The following is a 14,679-nucleotide window of genomic DNA, read 5'->3' on the forward strand; positions in this document are numbered from 1 at the left end:
TTCTCCGGCGGGGCCCGCGCGCCCGGCGGGGCCCGCGCGCCCGGCTGGACCCGCGCGCCCTGCCGGCGGCGAGGTCAGGCCGCGTCGGCGAACAGGTCGACCGCGGTGCCGTCCGGGTCGTGCAGGACGGCGTACCGCTGGCCCCAGAACGCGTCCCACGGGGCCAGGTGGCCGGTGAACCCGGCGTCGACCATGCGCGCGTACGTCGCGTCGACCTCCGCGGCGTCGGCGCACCGGAACGCCAGCGCGGCGCGGTGCGCGCCGGTCGGCGGCGCCCAGCCGGGGTCGAACGAGCGGATCACGTCCACGGTGTCCCAGGCGAGCCGGAGGCCGCCGGGCAGGGCGACCTCGACGTGCGGCTCGGCGTCGGCCGACGGCGGCAGGTCGAGCCCGAGGGCGCGGTAGAAGGCGAGGGTGCGCGGCAGGTCGCTCGCGACCAGGCCGATCATGTCCAGCTGCGGTGTCATGCGACGACCGTAGGCGGCGGGCCGGGCGCGGGTCGTGGACGTTCCGGACACCCGGTCCCGTCCACGAGCCGCGCCCCGCGCGTCAGCGCCTCAGCAGCCGTCCGGCCCGCACGCCTCCGCGTCCGCCGCCCCGGCGATCGTCGGGATCGCCAGCGGCGGGTTCGCGTCCGCCCACGCCTGGGACAGCAGCTGCGCGAACACCTCGACCGGCTGCGCACCGGACAGCCCGAGCCGGCGGTCGGCGACGAAGAACGGCACCCCCTGGATGCCCAGCGCGGCGGCCTCGGCCTCGTCGGCGCGCACGGCGCCGGCCCCGGCGTCGGTGGCCAGCGCGGCGCGCACGGCGTCGGCGTCCAGCCCGGCCTCGACGGCGACCTCCACCAGCACGTCCGGGTCGTCGACGACCCGCCCGTGCTCGAAGTGCGCGCTCATCAGCCGCTCGACGACCTCGGCGGCCGCGGCGTCGCCGCCCAGCGAGGCGGCGACGTGCACCAGCCGGTGCGCGTCGAACGTGTTCGCCGGGACGACCCGGTCGAAGTCGTACGCCAGGCCGACGGACGCGGCGACGGCCGTCACCTGGTCGAACATCTGCCGCACCTGGTCGACGGGCATGCCCTTGCGCTCGGACAGCATCTGGGCCTCGGTGAGCCCGGGGTGGGCCGTGGACGGCTCGGCGTCCGGCTGCAGCTCGAACGAGCGCCACGTCACGCGGACGTGGTCGCGGTGCTCGAACGCCGCCAGCGCGGCCGCGAACCGGCGCTTGCCGATGTAGCACCAGGGGCAGGCGATGTCGGACCAGATCTCGACGTGCAGGTCTCTCATGCGGTCAGGAGCACCTTTCCGGTGGTGGCCCGGCCCTCGAGCGCGCGGTGCGCCTCGGCGGCCTCGGCCAGGGGGTAGGTCGCGCCGACGCGGACGTCGAGGGCGCCCGCGGCGACGGCCGCGAACAGCTCGTCGGCCCGCCGGGTCAGCTCGTCCCGGGTGGCGGTGTAGTGGCCCAGGGTGGGCCGGGTGAGGAACAGCGACCCGGCGGCGTTGAGCCGCTGCGGGTCGAACGGCGGCACGGGGCCGGAGGACGCGCCGAACAGCGCGAGACCGCCGCGGGGCCGCAGCGACGCCAGCGAGGCGTCGAAGGTGCTCGCGCCGACCCCGTCGAACACCGTGTGCACGCCGCGGCCGCCGGTCAGGTCGCGCACCAGCGCGGGCAGCTCCGACGTCAGGTCGTCGAGCTCGGTGTACCGGATGACCTCGGCGGCGCCGGCGGCGCGGGACAGCGCCTCCTTCTCGGGGGTGCCGACGGTGGTGATGACGCGCGCGCCCCGCGCGGCGGCGAGCTGGGTGAGCAGCAGGCCGACGCCGCCGGCGCCGGCGTGCACCAGCACGTCCTGCCCCTCGAGGACCGGGAAGGTCGAGGTGACGAGGTAGTGCGCCGTGAGGCCCTGGAGCGGCAGCGCGGCGGCGACGTCCTCGGCCACCCCGTCCGGCACCCGCAGCGCGACGGCCTCGGGCACGACGACCAGCTCCGCGTAGGAGGAGGGTGCCGAGGCCCAGGCGACCAGGTCGCCGACCGCGAACTCGCGCACCTCGCGGCCCACGGCCTCGACGACGCCCGCGCCCTCGGACCCGGGCACGTGCGGGAACGGCATCGCGTACACGCCGCTGCGCCGGTAGGTGTCGATGAAGTTGACCCCCGCGGCGCTCAGCCGCACCAGGAGGTCGCGCGGACCCGGCAGCGGGTCGGGGATCTCGTCGGGCACCAGGACGTCGGGTCCACCGGGCTCGGTGGCGAGGACAGCGTGCATACGATCAGCAACGACGCGCCCCGCCCGGACATTCCGGCCACGTCAGGGTCCGGCCCGCCCGGTGCGGCCAGGGCCCGCCGGCTCCCCGTCGCCACCCGATCGTCGCGTGACCACCCGACGGACCCGGTGGTCACGGGACGATCGGGTGGGCACCGGGGGCCTCGGCCCACCTCGCACGCCCGCCCGGCGCGCCGCGGCCGGTCGATGCATCAGTGTGCACTCGGGTGTATGGTCATGCACATGTCCTTCTCCGTCGCCGTCGCGGGCGCCTCCGGGTACGCCGGCGGCGAGACCCTGCGGCTCCTGCTCGGCCACCCCGAGGCCGAGGTCGGCGCGCTCACCGCCCACTCCAACGCCGGCACCCGGCTCGGCGCGCACCAGCCGCACCTGCGCGGGCTCGCGGACCGCGTGCTGGCCCCGACCTCGGTCGACGAGCTCCTCGGGCACGACGTCGTGGTGCTGGCGCTGCCGCACGGCGCTTCGGGCGAGATCGCCGCGGCGCTCGCGGACCGGGGCGACGGCGCGCTGGTCGTGGACCTGGGCGCGGACCACCGGCTGACCGACGCCGAGGCGTGGCGCCGGTTCTACGGCACGGAGCACGCGGGCACCTGGCCCTACGGCATGCCCGAGCTGCTGCACGCGGGGGAGACCACGCCGTCGGCCCAGCGCGCGGCGCTCGCGCGGGCCCGCCGCATCGCCGTCCCCGGCTGCAACGTCACCGCCGTGACCCTCGCGCTCCAGCCGGGTGTCGCCGCGGGCGTCCTCGACCCGGCCGACGTGGTGGCCGTGCTCGCGGTCGGCTACTCCGGCGCCGGCAAGTCGCTCAAGACCCACCTGCTCGCGTCCGAGGCCCTCGGCTCCGCCCAGCCGTACGCGGTCGGCGGCACGCACCGACACATCCCGGAGATCCAGCAGAACCTCGGCGTCGCCGGGGCCGCCGCGGTCGGGGTGTCGTTCACCCCCGTGCTGGTCCCGATGTCCCGGGGCATCCTCGCGACCGTGACCGCGCCGCTGGCTCCCGGCGCCGACGCCGCCGCCGTGCGCGCCGCCTGGGAGACCGCCTACGCCGCCGAGCCGTTCGTCGAGCTGCTGCCCGAGGGGGAGTGGCCGACCACAGGCGTCACCACGGGCGCGAACACCGCGCTCGTCCAGGTGACCGTCGACGAGGCCGCCGGCAAGGTCGTCGCGCTGTGCGCGCTGGACAACCTGGTCAAGGGCACCGCGGGCGCCGCGGTGCAGTCGCTGAACCTCGCGCTCGGGCTGCCCGAGCGCACCGGCCTCACCACCGAGGGAGTCGCCCCGTGACCGCCGCCATCGAAGCGGGCGTGACCGCGCCCGCCGGCTTCCGCGCCGCGGGCGTGACCGCCGGCCTCAAGCCGTCCGGGAAGCCGGACGTCGCCCTCGTCGTCAACGACGGCCCCCTGCAGGTGGCCGCGGGCGTGTTCACGTCCAACCGCGTCGTCGCGGCGCCGGTCGTCTGGTCCCGCCAGGCGGTGTCGGACGGCGTGGCCACCGCGGTGGTGCTGAACTCCGGCGGTGCCAACGCGTGCACCGGCCCGGAGGGCTTCGGCGACACGCACGCGACCGCCGAGCACGTCGCCGAGGTGCTCGGCACCTCCGCGGGCGACGTCCTGGTCTGCTCGACCGGTCTGATCGGCGAGCGGCTGCCGATGGACCTGCTCCTCGCCGGCGTCGACGGCGCCGCCGCGGCCCTCAGCGTCGACGGCGGCCCCGACGCCGCCACCGCGATCATGACCACGGACACCGTGAGCAAGACCGCCGCGGTGGCCGGTGACGGCTGGACCGTCGGCGGCATGGCGAAGGGGGCGGGCATGCTCGCCCCGGGCCTCGCCACGATGCTGGTCGTGCTCACCACCGACGCGGTCGTCACCGCCGAGCAGGCCGACGCCGCGCTGCGCGGCGCCACCCGGACCACGTTCGACCGGGTGGACTCGGACGGCTGCATGTCGACCAACGACACGGTCCTGCTGCTCGCCTCCGGCGCCAGCGGCGTGACCCCCGACCCCGAGGCGTTCGCCGCCGCGGTGTCCGCCGCCTCCGCCGACCTGGCCCGGCAGCTCGTCGGGGACGCAGAGGGCGCCTCGCACGACATCGCCGTCACCGTCATGGGCGCGACCTCCGAGGAGGCGGCCGTCGCCGTCGCCCGCGCCGTGACCCGGTCGAACCTGTTCAAGGCCGCCGTGTTCGGCAACGACCCGAACTGGGGCCGGGTGCTCGCCGCGGTCGGCACGGTGCCCGAGGAGGTCGCGCCGTACGACGCCGGCCGCCTCGACGTGTCCATCAACGGCGTCCAGGTGTGCCGGTCCGGCGGGGTGGGGGAGCCGCGCGACCTCGTCGACCTGGCGGCGGCCCGCGAGGTGCGGGTCGACGTCGACCTGCACGCCGGCGACGCCACCGCGACTGTCTGGACCAACGACCTGACCCACGACTACGTCCACGAGAACAGCGCGTACTCCACATGAGCCTGCAGGCACCGCCCCCGCACGACGACGCGTTCGACACGCGCACCGACCTGCGCCCCGACCAGAAGGCCGAGGTGCTGATCCAGGCGCTGCCCTGGCTGCAGCGGTTCGCCGGCGCGCTCGTCGTCGTGAAGTACGGCGGCAACGCGATGGTCGACGACGACCTGAAGCGCGCGTTCGCCGAGGACATGGTGTTCCTGCGCCAGGTCGGCCTGCGGCCGGTCGTCGTGCACGGCGGCGGCCCGCAGATCAACGCCATGCTCGACCGGCTCGGCATCGAGTCCGAGTTCCGCGGCGGCCTGCGCGTCACCACCCCCGAGGCGATGGACGTCGTCCGGATGGTGCTCACCGGCCAGGTGTCCCGCGAGCTCGTCGGCCTGCTGAACGCGCACGGCCCGTACGCGGTGGGCCTGTCCGGCGAGGACGGCGGCCTGCTGCAGGCCCGCCGGCGCACCGCCACGGTCGACGGGCAGCAGGTCGACGTCGGCCAGGTCGGCGACGTCGTCGAGGTGAACCCCGGTGCGGTGCACGACCTGCTCGACGCCGGGCGCATCCCCGTCGTGTCGACGGTCGCGCCCGACATCGACGACCCGACCCAGGTGCTCAACGTCAACGCGGACACCGCGGCGGCGGCGCTCGCGGTGGCGCTCGGCGCGCGCAAGCTCATCGTCCTCACCGACGTCGAGGGCCTGTACACGTCCTGGCCCGACCGGTCCTCGCTCGCGCGGCGGATCCGGGCGGGCGCGCTCGCCGACCTCCTGCCGTCCCTCGACGCCGGCATGCGCCCCAAGATGGAGGCCTGCTGGCGCGCGGTCACGGGCGGTGTCGGCCGCGCGCACGTCATCGACGGCCGCCAGGCCCACTCGGTCCTGGTCGAGGTCTTCACGTCCGACGGCATCGGCACGATGGTGCTGCCCGACGACGAGCCCACCCCCTCGCCCTTCACGTCCCCGATCCCGCGGGTCCTGCCGGCCCCGACCGCCCCCCACGTCCCCGAGGTGAGCTGAGTGACCGAGCAGCACCTGGAGCCCCAGGACCCCGCCGCGCTGGCCGGCGCCGACTCCGTGGCCCACTGGACCGAGCGCTACGGCCACGCGCTCATGGACACCTTCGGCGCGCCGCAGCGCGTGCTGGTCCGCGGCGAGGGCCCGTACGTGTGGGACGCCGACGGCTTCCGCTACCTGGACCTGCTCGGCGGCATCGCGGTCAACTCGCTGGGCCACGCGCACCCGACGCTGACCGCGGCGATCTCCGCGCAGCTCGGCACGCTGGGCCACATCTCCAACTTCTTCGCGAGCCCGACGCAGATCGCGCTGGCCGAGCGGCTGCTCGCCGTCGCCGACGCGCCGGAGGGGTCCCGGGTGTTCCTGACGAACTCCGGCACCGAGGCGAACGAGGCCGCGTTCAAGATGGCCCGGCGCAACAGCGAGGGCCCCGGCGGCGTCCGGCGCACCCGGGTCCTGGCGCTCGAGGGCGCGTTCCACGGCCGGTCGATGGGTGCCCTCGCGCTCACGTCCAAGGCCGCGTACCGCGAGCCGTTCGAGCCGCTGCCCGGCGGGGTGGAGTTCCTGCCGTTCGGCGACACCGCGGCGCTGGAGGCGGCGTTCGCCGACGGCGCCGGGGACACGGTCGCCGCGGTGTTCCTCGAGCCGATCCAGGGGGAGGCCGGCGTGCTGCCGCTGCCGCCGGGCTACCTGGTCCGTGCCCGCGAGCTCACCGAGGCGCACGGCGCGCTGCTGGTCCTCGACGAGGTGCAGACCGGCATGGGTCGCACCGGCACCTGGCTCGCGCACCAGCACCCGCACCTCGGCGGCGGCATCCGCCCGGACGTCGTCACGCTGGCCAAGGGCCTGGGCGGCGGCTTCCCGGTCGGCGCGGTCGTGGCGTACGGCGAGCGGGCGGCGACGCTGCTCGGGCGCGGCCAGCACGGCACGACCTTCGGCGGCAACCCGGTGGCCTCGGCCGCGGCGCTGGCGACCATCGGCGTGATCGAGCGCGACGGGCTGCTGGCGCACGTGACGGAGCTGGGCGCCTGGTGGCGGGCGCAGATCGCCGCGCTCGGGCACCCGCTGGTGGCCGAGGTGCGTGGCGAGGGCCTGCTCGTCGCGGTCCAGCTCACGGCGCCGGTGGCGGCCGAGGTCGCCTCCCGCGCGCTGGCGGCCGGGTTCATCGTCAACCCGTGCACCCCGCAGACCATCCGGCTCGCCCCGCCGTACGTGCTCACCCGGGAGCAGGCGGCGACGTTCACCGACTTCCTCGCGGCGCTGCCGCACGACCTGGAGGCCGCGTCGTGAGGCACTTCCTGCGGGACGACGACTTGTCGCCGGCCGAGCAGGCCGAGGTCCTCGAGCTCGGGCTCGCGCTGCGCGGCGACCGGTTCGCCCGCCGCCCGCTCGACGGCCCCCGCGCCGTGGCGATCATCTTCGACAAGCCCACGCTGCGCACCCAGGTGTCGTTCACGACGGGCGTCGCCGAGCTCGGCGGCTACCCGCTGCTGGTCGACGGGAACCTGGCGCGGATCGGTGTCCGGGAGTCGATCGCCGACACCGCCCGCGTGCTCGGCCCCCAGGTCGCGGCGGTCGTCTGGCGCACCCACGCGCAGGCGCGGATCGAGGAGATGGCCGCGCACGCCGGGGTCCCGGTCGTGAACGCGCTGACCGACGACTTCCACCCGTGCCAGATCCTCGCGGACCTGCTGACGATCGCCCAGCACCGGGGCGGGGTCGCGGCGCTGCGCGGGCTCACGCTGGCGTACACCGGCGACGGGTCGAACAACATGGCGCAGTCGTACCTGCTGGGCGGCGCGACCGCCGGGATGCACGTGCGGATCGCCACCCCGGCGGCGTACCGCCCCGCGGCGGAGGTGGTCGGCGCGGCCGCCGCGATCGCGGCCCGGACCGGCGGCTCGGTCGAGGTGACCGACGACCTGGCCGCGGCCGTCACCGGCGCGGACGCCGTGGCCACGGACACCTGGGTCTCGATGGGCCAGGAGGCCGAGGCGGCGGAGCGGGAGCGCCCGTTCGTGCCGTACCGGCTCGACTCCGCGGCGCTCGCCCTCGCCGCCCCCGACGCGCTCGTGCTGCACTGCCTGCCGGCCTACCGGGGCAAGGAGATCACCGCCGAGGTGCTGGACGGCCCGCAGTCGGTCGTCTGGGACGAGGCGGAGAACCGGCTGCACGCGCAGAAGGCGCTGCTGGCCTGGCTGCTGGAGCGTGCGGCGTGACCGCGGCCACCGGCCGGGCGGACGAGCCCGCCGCCACCACCGGCCGGGTCCCGTCGACCAAGGCCGCCCGGCACGCGCTGATCCGCGACGTGCTCTCCCGGCAGTCGGTGCATTCGCAGTCCGAGCTCGCCGACCTGCTGGCCCACCAGGGCGTCACCGTCACCCAGGCCACGCTGTCGCGGGACCTCGTCGAGCTCCGGGCCGTGAAGATCCGCACGCCCGCCGGGTCGCTCGCGTACGCGGTGCCGGGGGAGGGCGGCGACCGGTCGCCGGCCCCCGTCGTCGACGCCGAGGCGCTCGCCTCCCGGCTCGCCCGGCTGTGCTCCGAGCTGCTCGTGACGGCCGAGGCCTCCGGCAGCCTCGTCGTCCTGCGCACCCCGCCCGGGGCCGCCCAGTTCCTCGCCTCCGCGATCGACCACTCGGTGCTCCCGGGCGTGCTCGGCACCATCGCGGGGGACGACACCGTCCTCGTCATCGCCCGCGAGGGCGCCGACGGTCCCGAGGGCACCGCGCTGGCCGCGCGGTTCCTCGAGCTGGCGACGACCGGCTGACGCGCCGGCCCGCCCCCTCCTGCTCCGCACCACTCACGACACCGAAAGAGAAGACACATGACTGAGCGCGTCGTCCTCGCCTACTCGGGCGGCCTGGACACCTCCGTGGGCATCGGCTGGATCGCCGAGGCGACCGGCGCCGAGGTGATCGCCGTGGCGGTCGACGTCGGCCAGGGCGGCGAGGACCTCGAGGTCATCCGCCAGCGCGCCCTCGACTGCGGCGCCGTCGAGGCGTACGTCGCCGACGCCCGCGACGAGTTCGCGGCCGAGTACTGCATGCCCGCGCTGCGCGCGAACGGCATGTACCTCGACCGGTACCCGCTGGTGTCCGCGCTGTCCCGTCCGGTCATCGTCAAGCACCTGGTGCGGGCCGCCCGCCAGTTCGGCGCCACGACGGTCGCCCACGGCTGCACCGGCAAGGGCAACGACCAGGTGCGGTTCGAGGTCGGCATCACCTCGCTCGCCCCGGACCTCAAGTGCCTCGCGCCGGTGCGCGACCTGGCGCTGACCCGCGACAAGGCCATCGAGTTCGCCGAGCGCAAGAAGCTGCCGATCGCGACCACCAAGCACAACCCGTTCTCCATCGACCAGAACGTGTGGGGCCGCGCCGTCGAGACCGGCTTCCTCGAGGACATCTGGAACGAGCCGACGAAGGACGTCTACACCTACACCGACGACCCGACGTTCCCGCCGGTCGCCGACGAGGTCGTCATCACGTTCCAGCAGGGCGTCCCGGTGGCCCTCGACGGCGTGCCGGTCACCCCGCTGCAGGCCATCCAGGAGATGAACCGCCGCGCGGGCGCTCAGGGCGTCGGCCGGATCGACATCGTCGAGGACCGCCTCGTGGGCATCAAGTCCCGCGAGGTCTACGAGGCGCCGGGCGCCATCGCGCTCATCGCCGCGCACCAGGAGCTCGAGAACGTCACCGTCGAGCGCGAGCAGGCCCGGTTCAAGCGCCAGGTCGAGCAGCGCTGGACCGAGCTGGTCTACGACGGCCAGTGGTTCTCGCCGCTCAAGAAGTCGCTCGACACCTTCATCGACGACACCCAGCGCTACGTCTCCGGCGAGGTGCGCATGGTCCTGCACGGCGGCCGCGCGACGGTCACCGGCCGGCGCTCCGAGACCTCGCTGTACGACTTCAACCTCGCGACCTACGACTCGGGCGACACGTTCGACCAGTCCGCCGCGCGCGGGTTCATCGAGATCTACGGCCTGTCGTCCAAGCTCGCCGCCGCGCGCGACGTGAAGTTCGGCAACGCGGAGGACCTCGGCTCGCAGGGCGGCATCGGTGCCTGAGCAGGCCGGCGCGCTGTGGGGCGGCCGGTTCGCCGGCGGCCCCGCCGACGCCCTCGCCGCCCTGTCGAAGTCGACGCAGTTCGACTGGCGCCTCGCGCCGCAGGACATCGCGGGGTCCCGCGCGCACGCCCGCGTGCTGCACGCGGCGGGCCTGCTGGACGACGCGGCGCTGGCCGGGATGCTCGACGCGCTCGACCGCCTGGCGGCCGACGTCGCGTCGGGGGCGTTCGTCGCCGCCGAGTCGGACGAGGACGTGCACGGCGCGCTGGAGCGCGGGCTGATCGAGCGCGCCGGGGCCGACCTCGGCGGGCGGCTGCGCGCCGGGCGGTCCCGGAACGACCAGATCGCGACGCTCGTGCGGATGTACCTGCGGGACGAGGCCCGCGCGATCGTCGGGCTGACCCTCGACGTCGTCGACGCGCTGGTGGCCCAGGCCGAGGCCGCGGGCGACGCGATCATGCCGGGGCGCACCCACCTGCAGCACGCGCAGCCGGTGCTGCTCGCGCACCACCTGCTGGCGCACGCGTGGCCGCTGCTGCGGGACGTCGAGCGGTACGCCGACTGGGACCGCCGCGCCGCGGTGTCCCCGTACGGCTCGGGCGCGCTGGCCGGGTCCTCGCTGGGTCTCGACCCGGCGGCCGTGGCGGCCGAGCTCGGCTTCGACGCCCCCGTGGAGAACTCGATCGACGGCACCGCGTCCCGCGACGTCGTGGCCGAGTTCGCCTGGGTGTCCGCGATGCTCGGCGTCGACCTGTCCCGCCTCGCCGAGGAGGTCGTCCTGTGGTCGACCGTCGAGTTCGGGTTCGTCCGGCTGGACGACGCCTACTCGACCGGGTCGAGCATCATGCCGCAGAAGAAGAACCCCGACGTCGCCGAGCTCGCCCGCGGCAAGGCGGGGCGGCTGGTCGGCGACCTCACGGGGCTGCTCACCACGCTCAAGGGGCTGCCGCTCGCGTACAACCGGGACCTCCAGGAGGACAAGGAGCCGGTGTTCGACCAGGTCGACACCCTCACCGTCCTGCTGCCGGCGTTCGCCGGCATGGTCGCGACCGTGCGGTTCGACACCGAGCGGATGGCGTCCCTCGCCCCGCGCGGCTTCTCGCTCGCGACGGACATCGCCGAGTGGCTCGTCCGCGAGGGCGTGCCGTTCCGGGTGGCGCACGAGGTCGCGGGCGCGTGCGTCCGGGCCTGCGAGCAGCACGAGCCGCCGGTGGAGCTGTGGGAGCTGACGGACGACGAGCTCGCCGCGATCCACCCGGCGCTGACCCCCGCGGTGCGGTCGGTGCTGAGCGTCGAGGGCTCGGTCGCGTCGCGGTCCGCGCACGGCGGGACCGCGCCGGTGCGGGTCGCGGAGCAGCTGGCGCGTGCGCGCGCCCGGGCGGCCGAGCTGCGCACGTGGGCGTCCTGACGTCTGGCACGATCGCCGCGTGGACCCGCTGAGCGCGCAGCAGGGGCACGAGGACGCCGCGGGCGTCGTCGTGCCCCTGCTGCTGTCCGCGCCGCGGCGGCTGGGCCCGGTCCGGGTGCTGGCCGTCGACGGCCCGGCGGGGTCGGGCAAGACCACGCTCGCCGGAACGGTCGCGCGCCGGTGCGCGGAGGCGGGGGTGCGCGCGCACGTCGTGCACATGGACGACCTCTACGCCGGCTGGTCGGGCCTCGAGGGCGACCTGTGGCCCCGGCTCGCCGCGCAGGTGCTCGAGCCGCTGCGCCGCGGGCTGCCCGGCCGGTTCCAGCGGTACGACTGGCACGCCGGGCGGTTCGACGGCTGGGTCGACGTGCCGGTCCCGGACGTGCTGGTGCTGGAGGGCTGCGGGTGCGGGCGGCGCGCGGCGGCCGGCGACCTGTCGCTGCTGGTGTGGGTCGAGGCCGACGACCGGACGCGGCTGGCGCGCGGGCTGGAGCGTGACGGCGCGGCCGCCCGGCCGCACTGGGAGCGGTGGATGCGCGACGAGGCGGCGCACTTCGCGCGGGAGGGCACCCGTGGACGCGCCGACGTGCGGGTCGACGCATGGGGCAGGATGGCCCGGTGAGCCAGCCGGTCCAGGGGAGCGCGGCGGACGACGCGCGCGGCGCGACGGCCGCCGGTGCGCCCCACCCCCGCGCCGGCCGCCCCGACGACGGCGTGCCGGGCGTCGTCCCCGCGCGGACCTGGTTCGGCCGGCCGGTGCTCGCCGTCGCCCCCGACCTGCTCGGCGCCTACGTGACCGTGCGGTCCGACGAGGGCGACGTCACGCTGCGCATCACCGAGGTCGAGGCGTACGCCGGGGAGGTGGACCCGGGCTCGCACGCCTTCCGCGGGCGTACCGCGCGCAACGCCGTGATGTTCGGGGAGCCCGGCCGGCTGTACGTTTACCGGCACCTCGGCCTGCACCACTGCGTCAACGTCGTGACCGGGCCCGCCGGCGCGGCGTCCGCGGTGCTGCTGCGCGCGGGCGAGGTCGTCGACGGCGTCGAGCTCGCCCGGGAGCGGCGGCTGCGCTCCGGCGTCGTCGACTCCGACCGGCAGATCGCGCGCGGCCCGGCGCGGCTCGCGGTCGCCCTCGGCCTGGACCTCGCCGACTACGGCGCCGACCTGACGGAGCCCGGCGGGCGCGTCGTGGTGCACCGGGACCCCGACGCGGTGGTGGGCGCGCACGCGACCGGGCCGCGGGTCGGTGTCTCCGGGCCCGGGGGCGACGCGACCCGGTACCCCTGGCGGTTCTGGCTCGCCGGCGAGCCCACCGTGTCCGCCTTCCGGCCCGCGTATCGCCGGCCGGCGTCGGCAACCCCGCAGCGCGGGACGACGCCGGCATGACCTCTTCCGCCGACGGCGCGGCCCCGCGGCCGCGCGATGCAAGGAGCACGACGTGACCCACCTCCTGGACGAGCTCGCCTGGCGCGGCCTCGTCGCCCAGACCACCGACCTCGACGCGCTGCGCGAGGCGTTCGACGCCGGGCCGGTGACCTTCTACGCCGGGTTCGACCCGACCGCGCCCTCGTTGCACCACGGGCACCTCGTGCAGCTGGTGCTCATGCGGCACCTGCAGCTCGCCGGGCACCACCCGCTCGCGCTGGTCGGCGGCGCCACCGGCCTCATCGGCGACCCCCGGATGTCGGGGGAGCGCGTCCTCAACACCAAGGACACCGTCGCCGAGTGGGTGCAGCGCCTGCAGCACCAGATCAGCCGGTTCCTCGACTTCGACGGGGACAACCCGGCGCGCATGGTGAACAACCTCGACTGGACCGGCGAGCTCACCGCGATCGACTTCCTGCGCGAGGTCGGCAAGCACTACCGGCTCGGCACCATGCTCGCCAAGGACACCGTCGCCCGCCGGCTGGCGTCCGACGAGGGCATCTCGTTCACCGAGTTCAGCTACCAGATCCTGCAGGGCATGGACTACCTGGAGCTGCACCGCCGGCACGGCTGCACGCTGCAGACCGGCGGCAACGACCAGTGGGGCAACCTGCTGTCGGGCGTCGAGCTGATCCGCAAGGCCGAGCACGCGTCGGTGCACGCGCTCACCACGCCGCTCATCACGAAGGCGGACGGCACCAAGTTCGGCAAGTCCGAGGGCGGCGCCATCTGGCTCGACCCCGAGATGATGAGCCCGTACGCCTTCTACCAGTTCTGGCTCAACCAGGACGACGCCGAGGTCATCGGCTACCTCAAGGTGTTCACGTTCCGCACCCGGGAGCAGATCGCCGAGCTCGAGGAGGCGGTGGCCGCCCGGCCGGCGGCGCGCGAGGCGCAGCGGGCGCTCGCCTACGACGTGACGTCGTTGGTGCACGGGGTCGACGCGACCGAGAAGGTCATCGCCGCGAGCCGCGCGCTCTTCGGCGGCGGGGACCTCGGGGAGCTGGACGCCGCCACGCTGACCGCTGCGGTCGCCGAGCTGCCGTCGGCGGACGTCGCGGTGGGCGACCCCCTGGTCGACGTCCTGGCGGCGACCGGTCTGGTCGCGAGCAAGGGCGCGGCCCGGCGGGCGGTCGCCGAGGGCGGGGCGAACGTGAACAACCGGAAGATCACCGACGAGGCCGCCGTCGTCGAGGCCGACGACCTGCTGCACGGGAAGTTCCTCGTGCTGCGCCGCGGGAAGCGGACCCTCGCGGTGGCGCGGGTGGCCGGGGCCTGACGACGCGGTGTCCGACCGCGGGCGCGGTCGGACGGGAGGGGCGGTCCGCGGGCGCGGACCGCCCCTCCCGCGTCCGGGGCCGCCGGCGCCCGGTTGCGCGTCGCGCCGCGGTCGACCACGCTGGGATCAGTGCGTACGGGAGGGGACCGAGGTCCCGGGCCCGGCGCCAGCGGTCACCCCGGCCGCCGAGGGGCGAAAGCCCAGGTGGGACGGGGTACGGGGAGCGCCCCGGACGCCGGTTTGACGTCGGTCGGACGGCGTGCGTAAGGTATCTCCTCGTCGCCCGGCAGGGAGGAACGGACACCGAGGGTCACCCCGGTGGCTGGTCCCGCGGACGGCACAACCCCAGCACGGCCACCAGGCGCTCCGGCGTCCGATCGGTCGTGCAGGACCGGGACAACGTTTCCGTTGTGTTTGCGAAATGGCGCGGACAATGCGGGGCGAAAATCCTGGTAGAGTTTCGGAACGTCAGAGCGGCTCGGATGAGCGGTTCGGACGGGAAAGAAGCTCTGGTAGAGTTCAGGAAAGCGGGATGCGCCGGAAGGCGCGGAACGCGGCCAGGAACTCTGGTAGATTGGAACCGAGCCTCCGGCCGGGAGCCCTGCGAAGGGTGAACGGGGGATGCGCGTCTGTTCTTTGAGAACTCAACAGTGTGCCTAGTAGTTGATGCCAAGATGGTTCATCGGCTCGGGTGGTCGTTCCCGTTCGGGGGTGGCTGGTCGTGGTCGGTGGGTCTTGGTTGATA

At 75.3% G+C, this 14,679-nt stretch carries 14 protein-coding genes; 11 read left to right on the forward strand and 3 right to left on the reverse strand.

What is annotated here, in order from left to right:
- Nucleotides 1-74 precede the first annotated feature (74 nt).
- The 3 genes from FA014_RS12220 to FA014_RS12230 form a co-directional block, all read right to left on the reverse strand.
- Nucleotides 75-467, reverse strand: a complete 393-nt coding sequence (locus FA014_RS12220) for a VOC family protein (protein WP_154729954.1) — start codon at nucleotides 465-467, stop codon at nucleotides 75-77.
- 90 nt (nucleotides 468-557) lie between these two features.
- Nucleotides 558-1,289 (reverse strand): DsbA family oxidoreductase, encoded by a 732-nt coding sequence (locus tag FA014_RS12225; RefSeq protein WP_154729955.1) that lies wholly within the window; start codon nucleotides 1,287-1,289, stop codon nucleotides 558-560.
- Nucleotides 1,286-2,269: a quinone oxidoreductase family protein gene (locus FA014_RS12230; protein WP_154729956.1), complete on the reverse strand. Its 984-nt coding sequence runs from the start codon at nucleotides 2,267-2,269 to the stop codon at nucleotides 1,286-1,288. The genes FA014_RS12225 and FA014_RS12230 overlap by 4 nt, the downstream gene beginning before the upstream one ends.
- Before the next feature lie 234 nt (nucleotides 2,270-2,503).
- On the opposite strand from FA014_RS12230, the gene argC reads away from it, so the two are divergent.
- The 11 genes from argC to tyrS all read left to right on the forward strand — a co-directional run bounded on the left by argC (nucleotide 2,504) and on the right by tyrS (nucleotide 13,934).
- A complete protein-coding gene (gene argC / locus FA014_RS12235; RefSeq protein WP_230323111.1) occupies nucleotides 2,504-3,574 on the forward strand; it encodes an N-acetyl-gamma-glutamyl-phosphate reductase in 1,071 nt (356 codons plus the stop codon).
- A complete protein-coding gene (gene argJ, locus FA014_RS12240) occupies nucleotides 3,571-4,752 on the forward strand; it encodes a bifunctional glutamate N-acetyltransferase/amino-acid acetyltransferase ArgJ (protein WP_230323108.1) in 1,182 nt (393 codons plus the stop codon). Before argC ends, argJ begins: the two co-directional genes overlap by 4 nt.
- Entirely contained in the window at nucleotides 4,749-5,759 is a 1,011-nt protein-coding gene (gene argB, locus FA014_RS12245; RefSeq protein ID WP_154729958.1) for an acetylglutamate kinase, read from the forward strand. Before argJ ends, argB begins: the two co-directional genes overlap by 4 nt.
- The gene (locus FA014_RS12250) at nucleotides 5,760-7,046 is read left to right on the forward strand and encodes an acetylornithine transaminase (RefSeq protein ID WP_230323109.1); all 1,287 of its coding nucleotides are present in this window, start codon (nucleotides 5,760-5,762) and stop codon (nucleotides 7,044-7,046) included.
- Nucleotides 7,043-7,975 (forward strand): ornithine carbamoyltransferase, encoded by a 933-nt coding sequence (gene argF / locus FA014_RS12255; protein ID WP_154729959.1) that lies wholly within the window; start codon nucleotides 7,043-7,045, stop codon nucleotides 7,973-7,975. Before FA014_RS12250 ends, argF begins: the two co-directional genes overlap by 4 nt.
- On the forward strand, nucleotides 7,972-8,526 hold the full coding sequence (locus FA014_RS12260) for an arginine repressor (RefSeq protein ID WP_154729960.1): 555 nt from the start codon (nucleotides 7,972-7,974) through the stop codon (nucleotides 8,524-8,526). Before argF ends, FA014_RS12260 begins: the two co-directional genes overlap by 4 nt.
- A gap of 57 nt (nucleotides 8,527-8,583) precedes the next feature.
- On the forward strand, nucleotides 8,584-9,822 hold the full coding sequence (locus tag FA014_RS12265) for an argininosuccinate synthase (protein WP_154729961.1): 1,239 nt from the start codon (nucleotides 8,584-8,586) through the stop codon (nucleotides 9,820-9,822).
- Entirely contained in the window at nucleotides 9,815-11,230 is a 1,416-nt protein-coding gene (gene argH / locus FA014_RS12270; RefSeq protein ID WP_154729962.1) for an argininosuccinate lyase, read from the forward strand. Before FA014_RS12265 ends, argH begins: the two co-directional genes overlap by 8 nt.
- A 19-nt stretch (nucleotides 11,231-11,249) precedes the next feature.
- Nucleotides 11,250-11,852, forward strand: a complete 603-nt coding sequence (locus FA014_RS12275) for an ATP/GTP-binding protein (RefSeq protein WP_230323110.1) — start codon at nucleotides 11,250-11,252, stop codon at nucleotides 11,850-11,852.
- Between the two features lie 92 nt (nucleotides 11,853-11,944).
- Entirely contained in the window at nucleotides 11,945-12,616 is a 672-nt protein-coding gene (locus tag FA014_RS12280) for a DNA-3-methyladenine glycosylase (RefSeq protein WP_230323112.1), read from the forward strand.
- Between the two features lie 52 nt (nucleotides 12,617-12,668).
- Nucleotides 12,669-13,934 carry a tyrosine--tRNA ligase gene (gene tyrS / locus FA014_RS12285; RefSeq protein ID WP_154729964.1) on the forward strand — a complete coding sequence of 422 codons (1,266 nt, stop codon included), beginning with the start codon at nucleotides 12,669-12,671 and terminating at the stop codon, nucleotides 13,932-13,934.
- Nucleotides 13,935-14,679 lie beyond the last annotated feature (745 nt).

This window comes from Cellulomonas hominis (genome assembly GCF_005239125.1).
GTDB lineage: Bacteria > Actinomycetota > Actinomycetes > Actinomycetales > Cellulomonadaceae > Cellulomonas > Cellulomonas hominis_A.

Bases quoted from the DNA above. Each gene is read 5' to 3' on its own strand.
- FA014_RS12225 (WP_154729955.1), bottom strand. From the start codon at position 1,289: ATGAGAGACCTGCACGTCGAGATCTGGTCCGACATCGCCTGCCCCTGG.
- FA014_RS12265 (WP_154729961.1), top strand. From the start codon at position 8,584: ATGACTGAGCGCGTCGTCCTCGCCTACTCGGGCGGCCTGGACACCTCC.
- argC (WP_230323111.1), top strand. From the start codon at position 2,504: ATGCACATGTCCTTCTCCGTCGCCGTCGCGGGCGCCTCCGGGTACGCC.
- FA014_RS12230 (WP_154729956.1), bottom strand. From the start codon at position 2,269: ATGCACGCTGTCCTCGCCACCGAGCCCGGTGGACCCGACGTCCTGGTG.
- FA014_RS12220 (WP_154729954.1), bottom strand. From the start codon at position 467: ATGACACCGCAGCTGGACATGATCGGCCTGGTCGCGAGCGACCTGCCG.
- argB (WP_154729958.1), top strand. From the start codon at position 4,749: ATGAGCCTGCAGGCACCGCCCCCGCACGACGACGCGTTCGACACGCGC.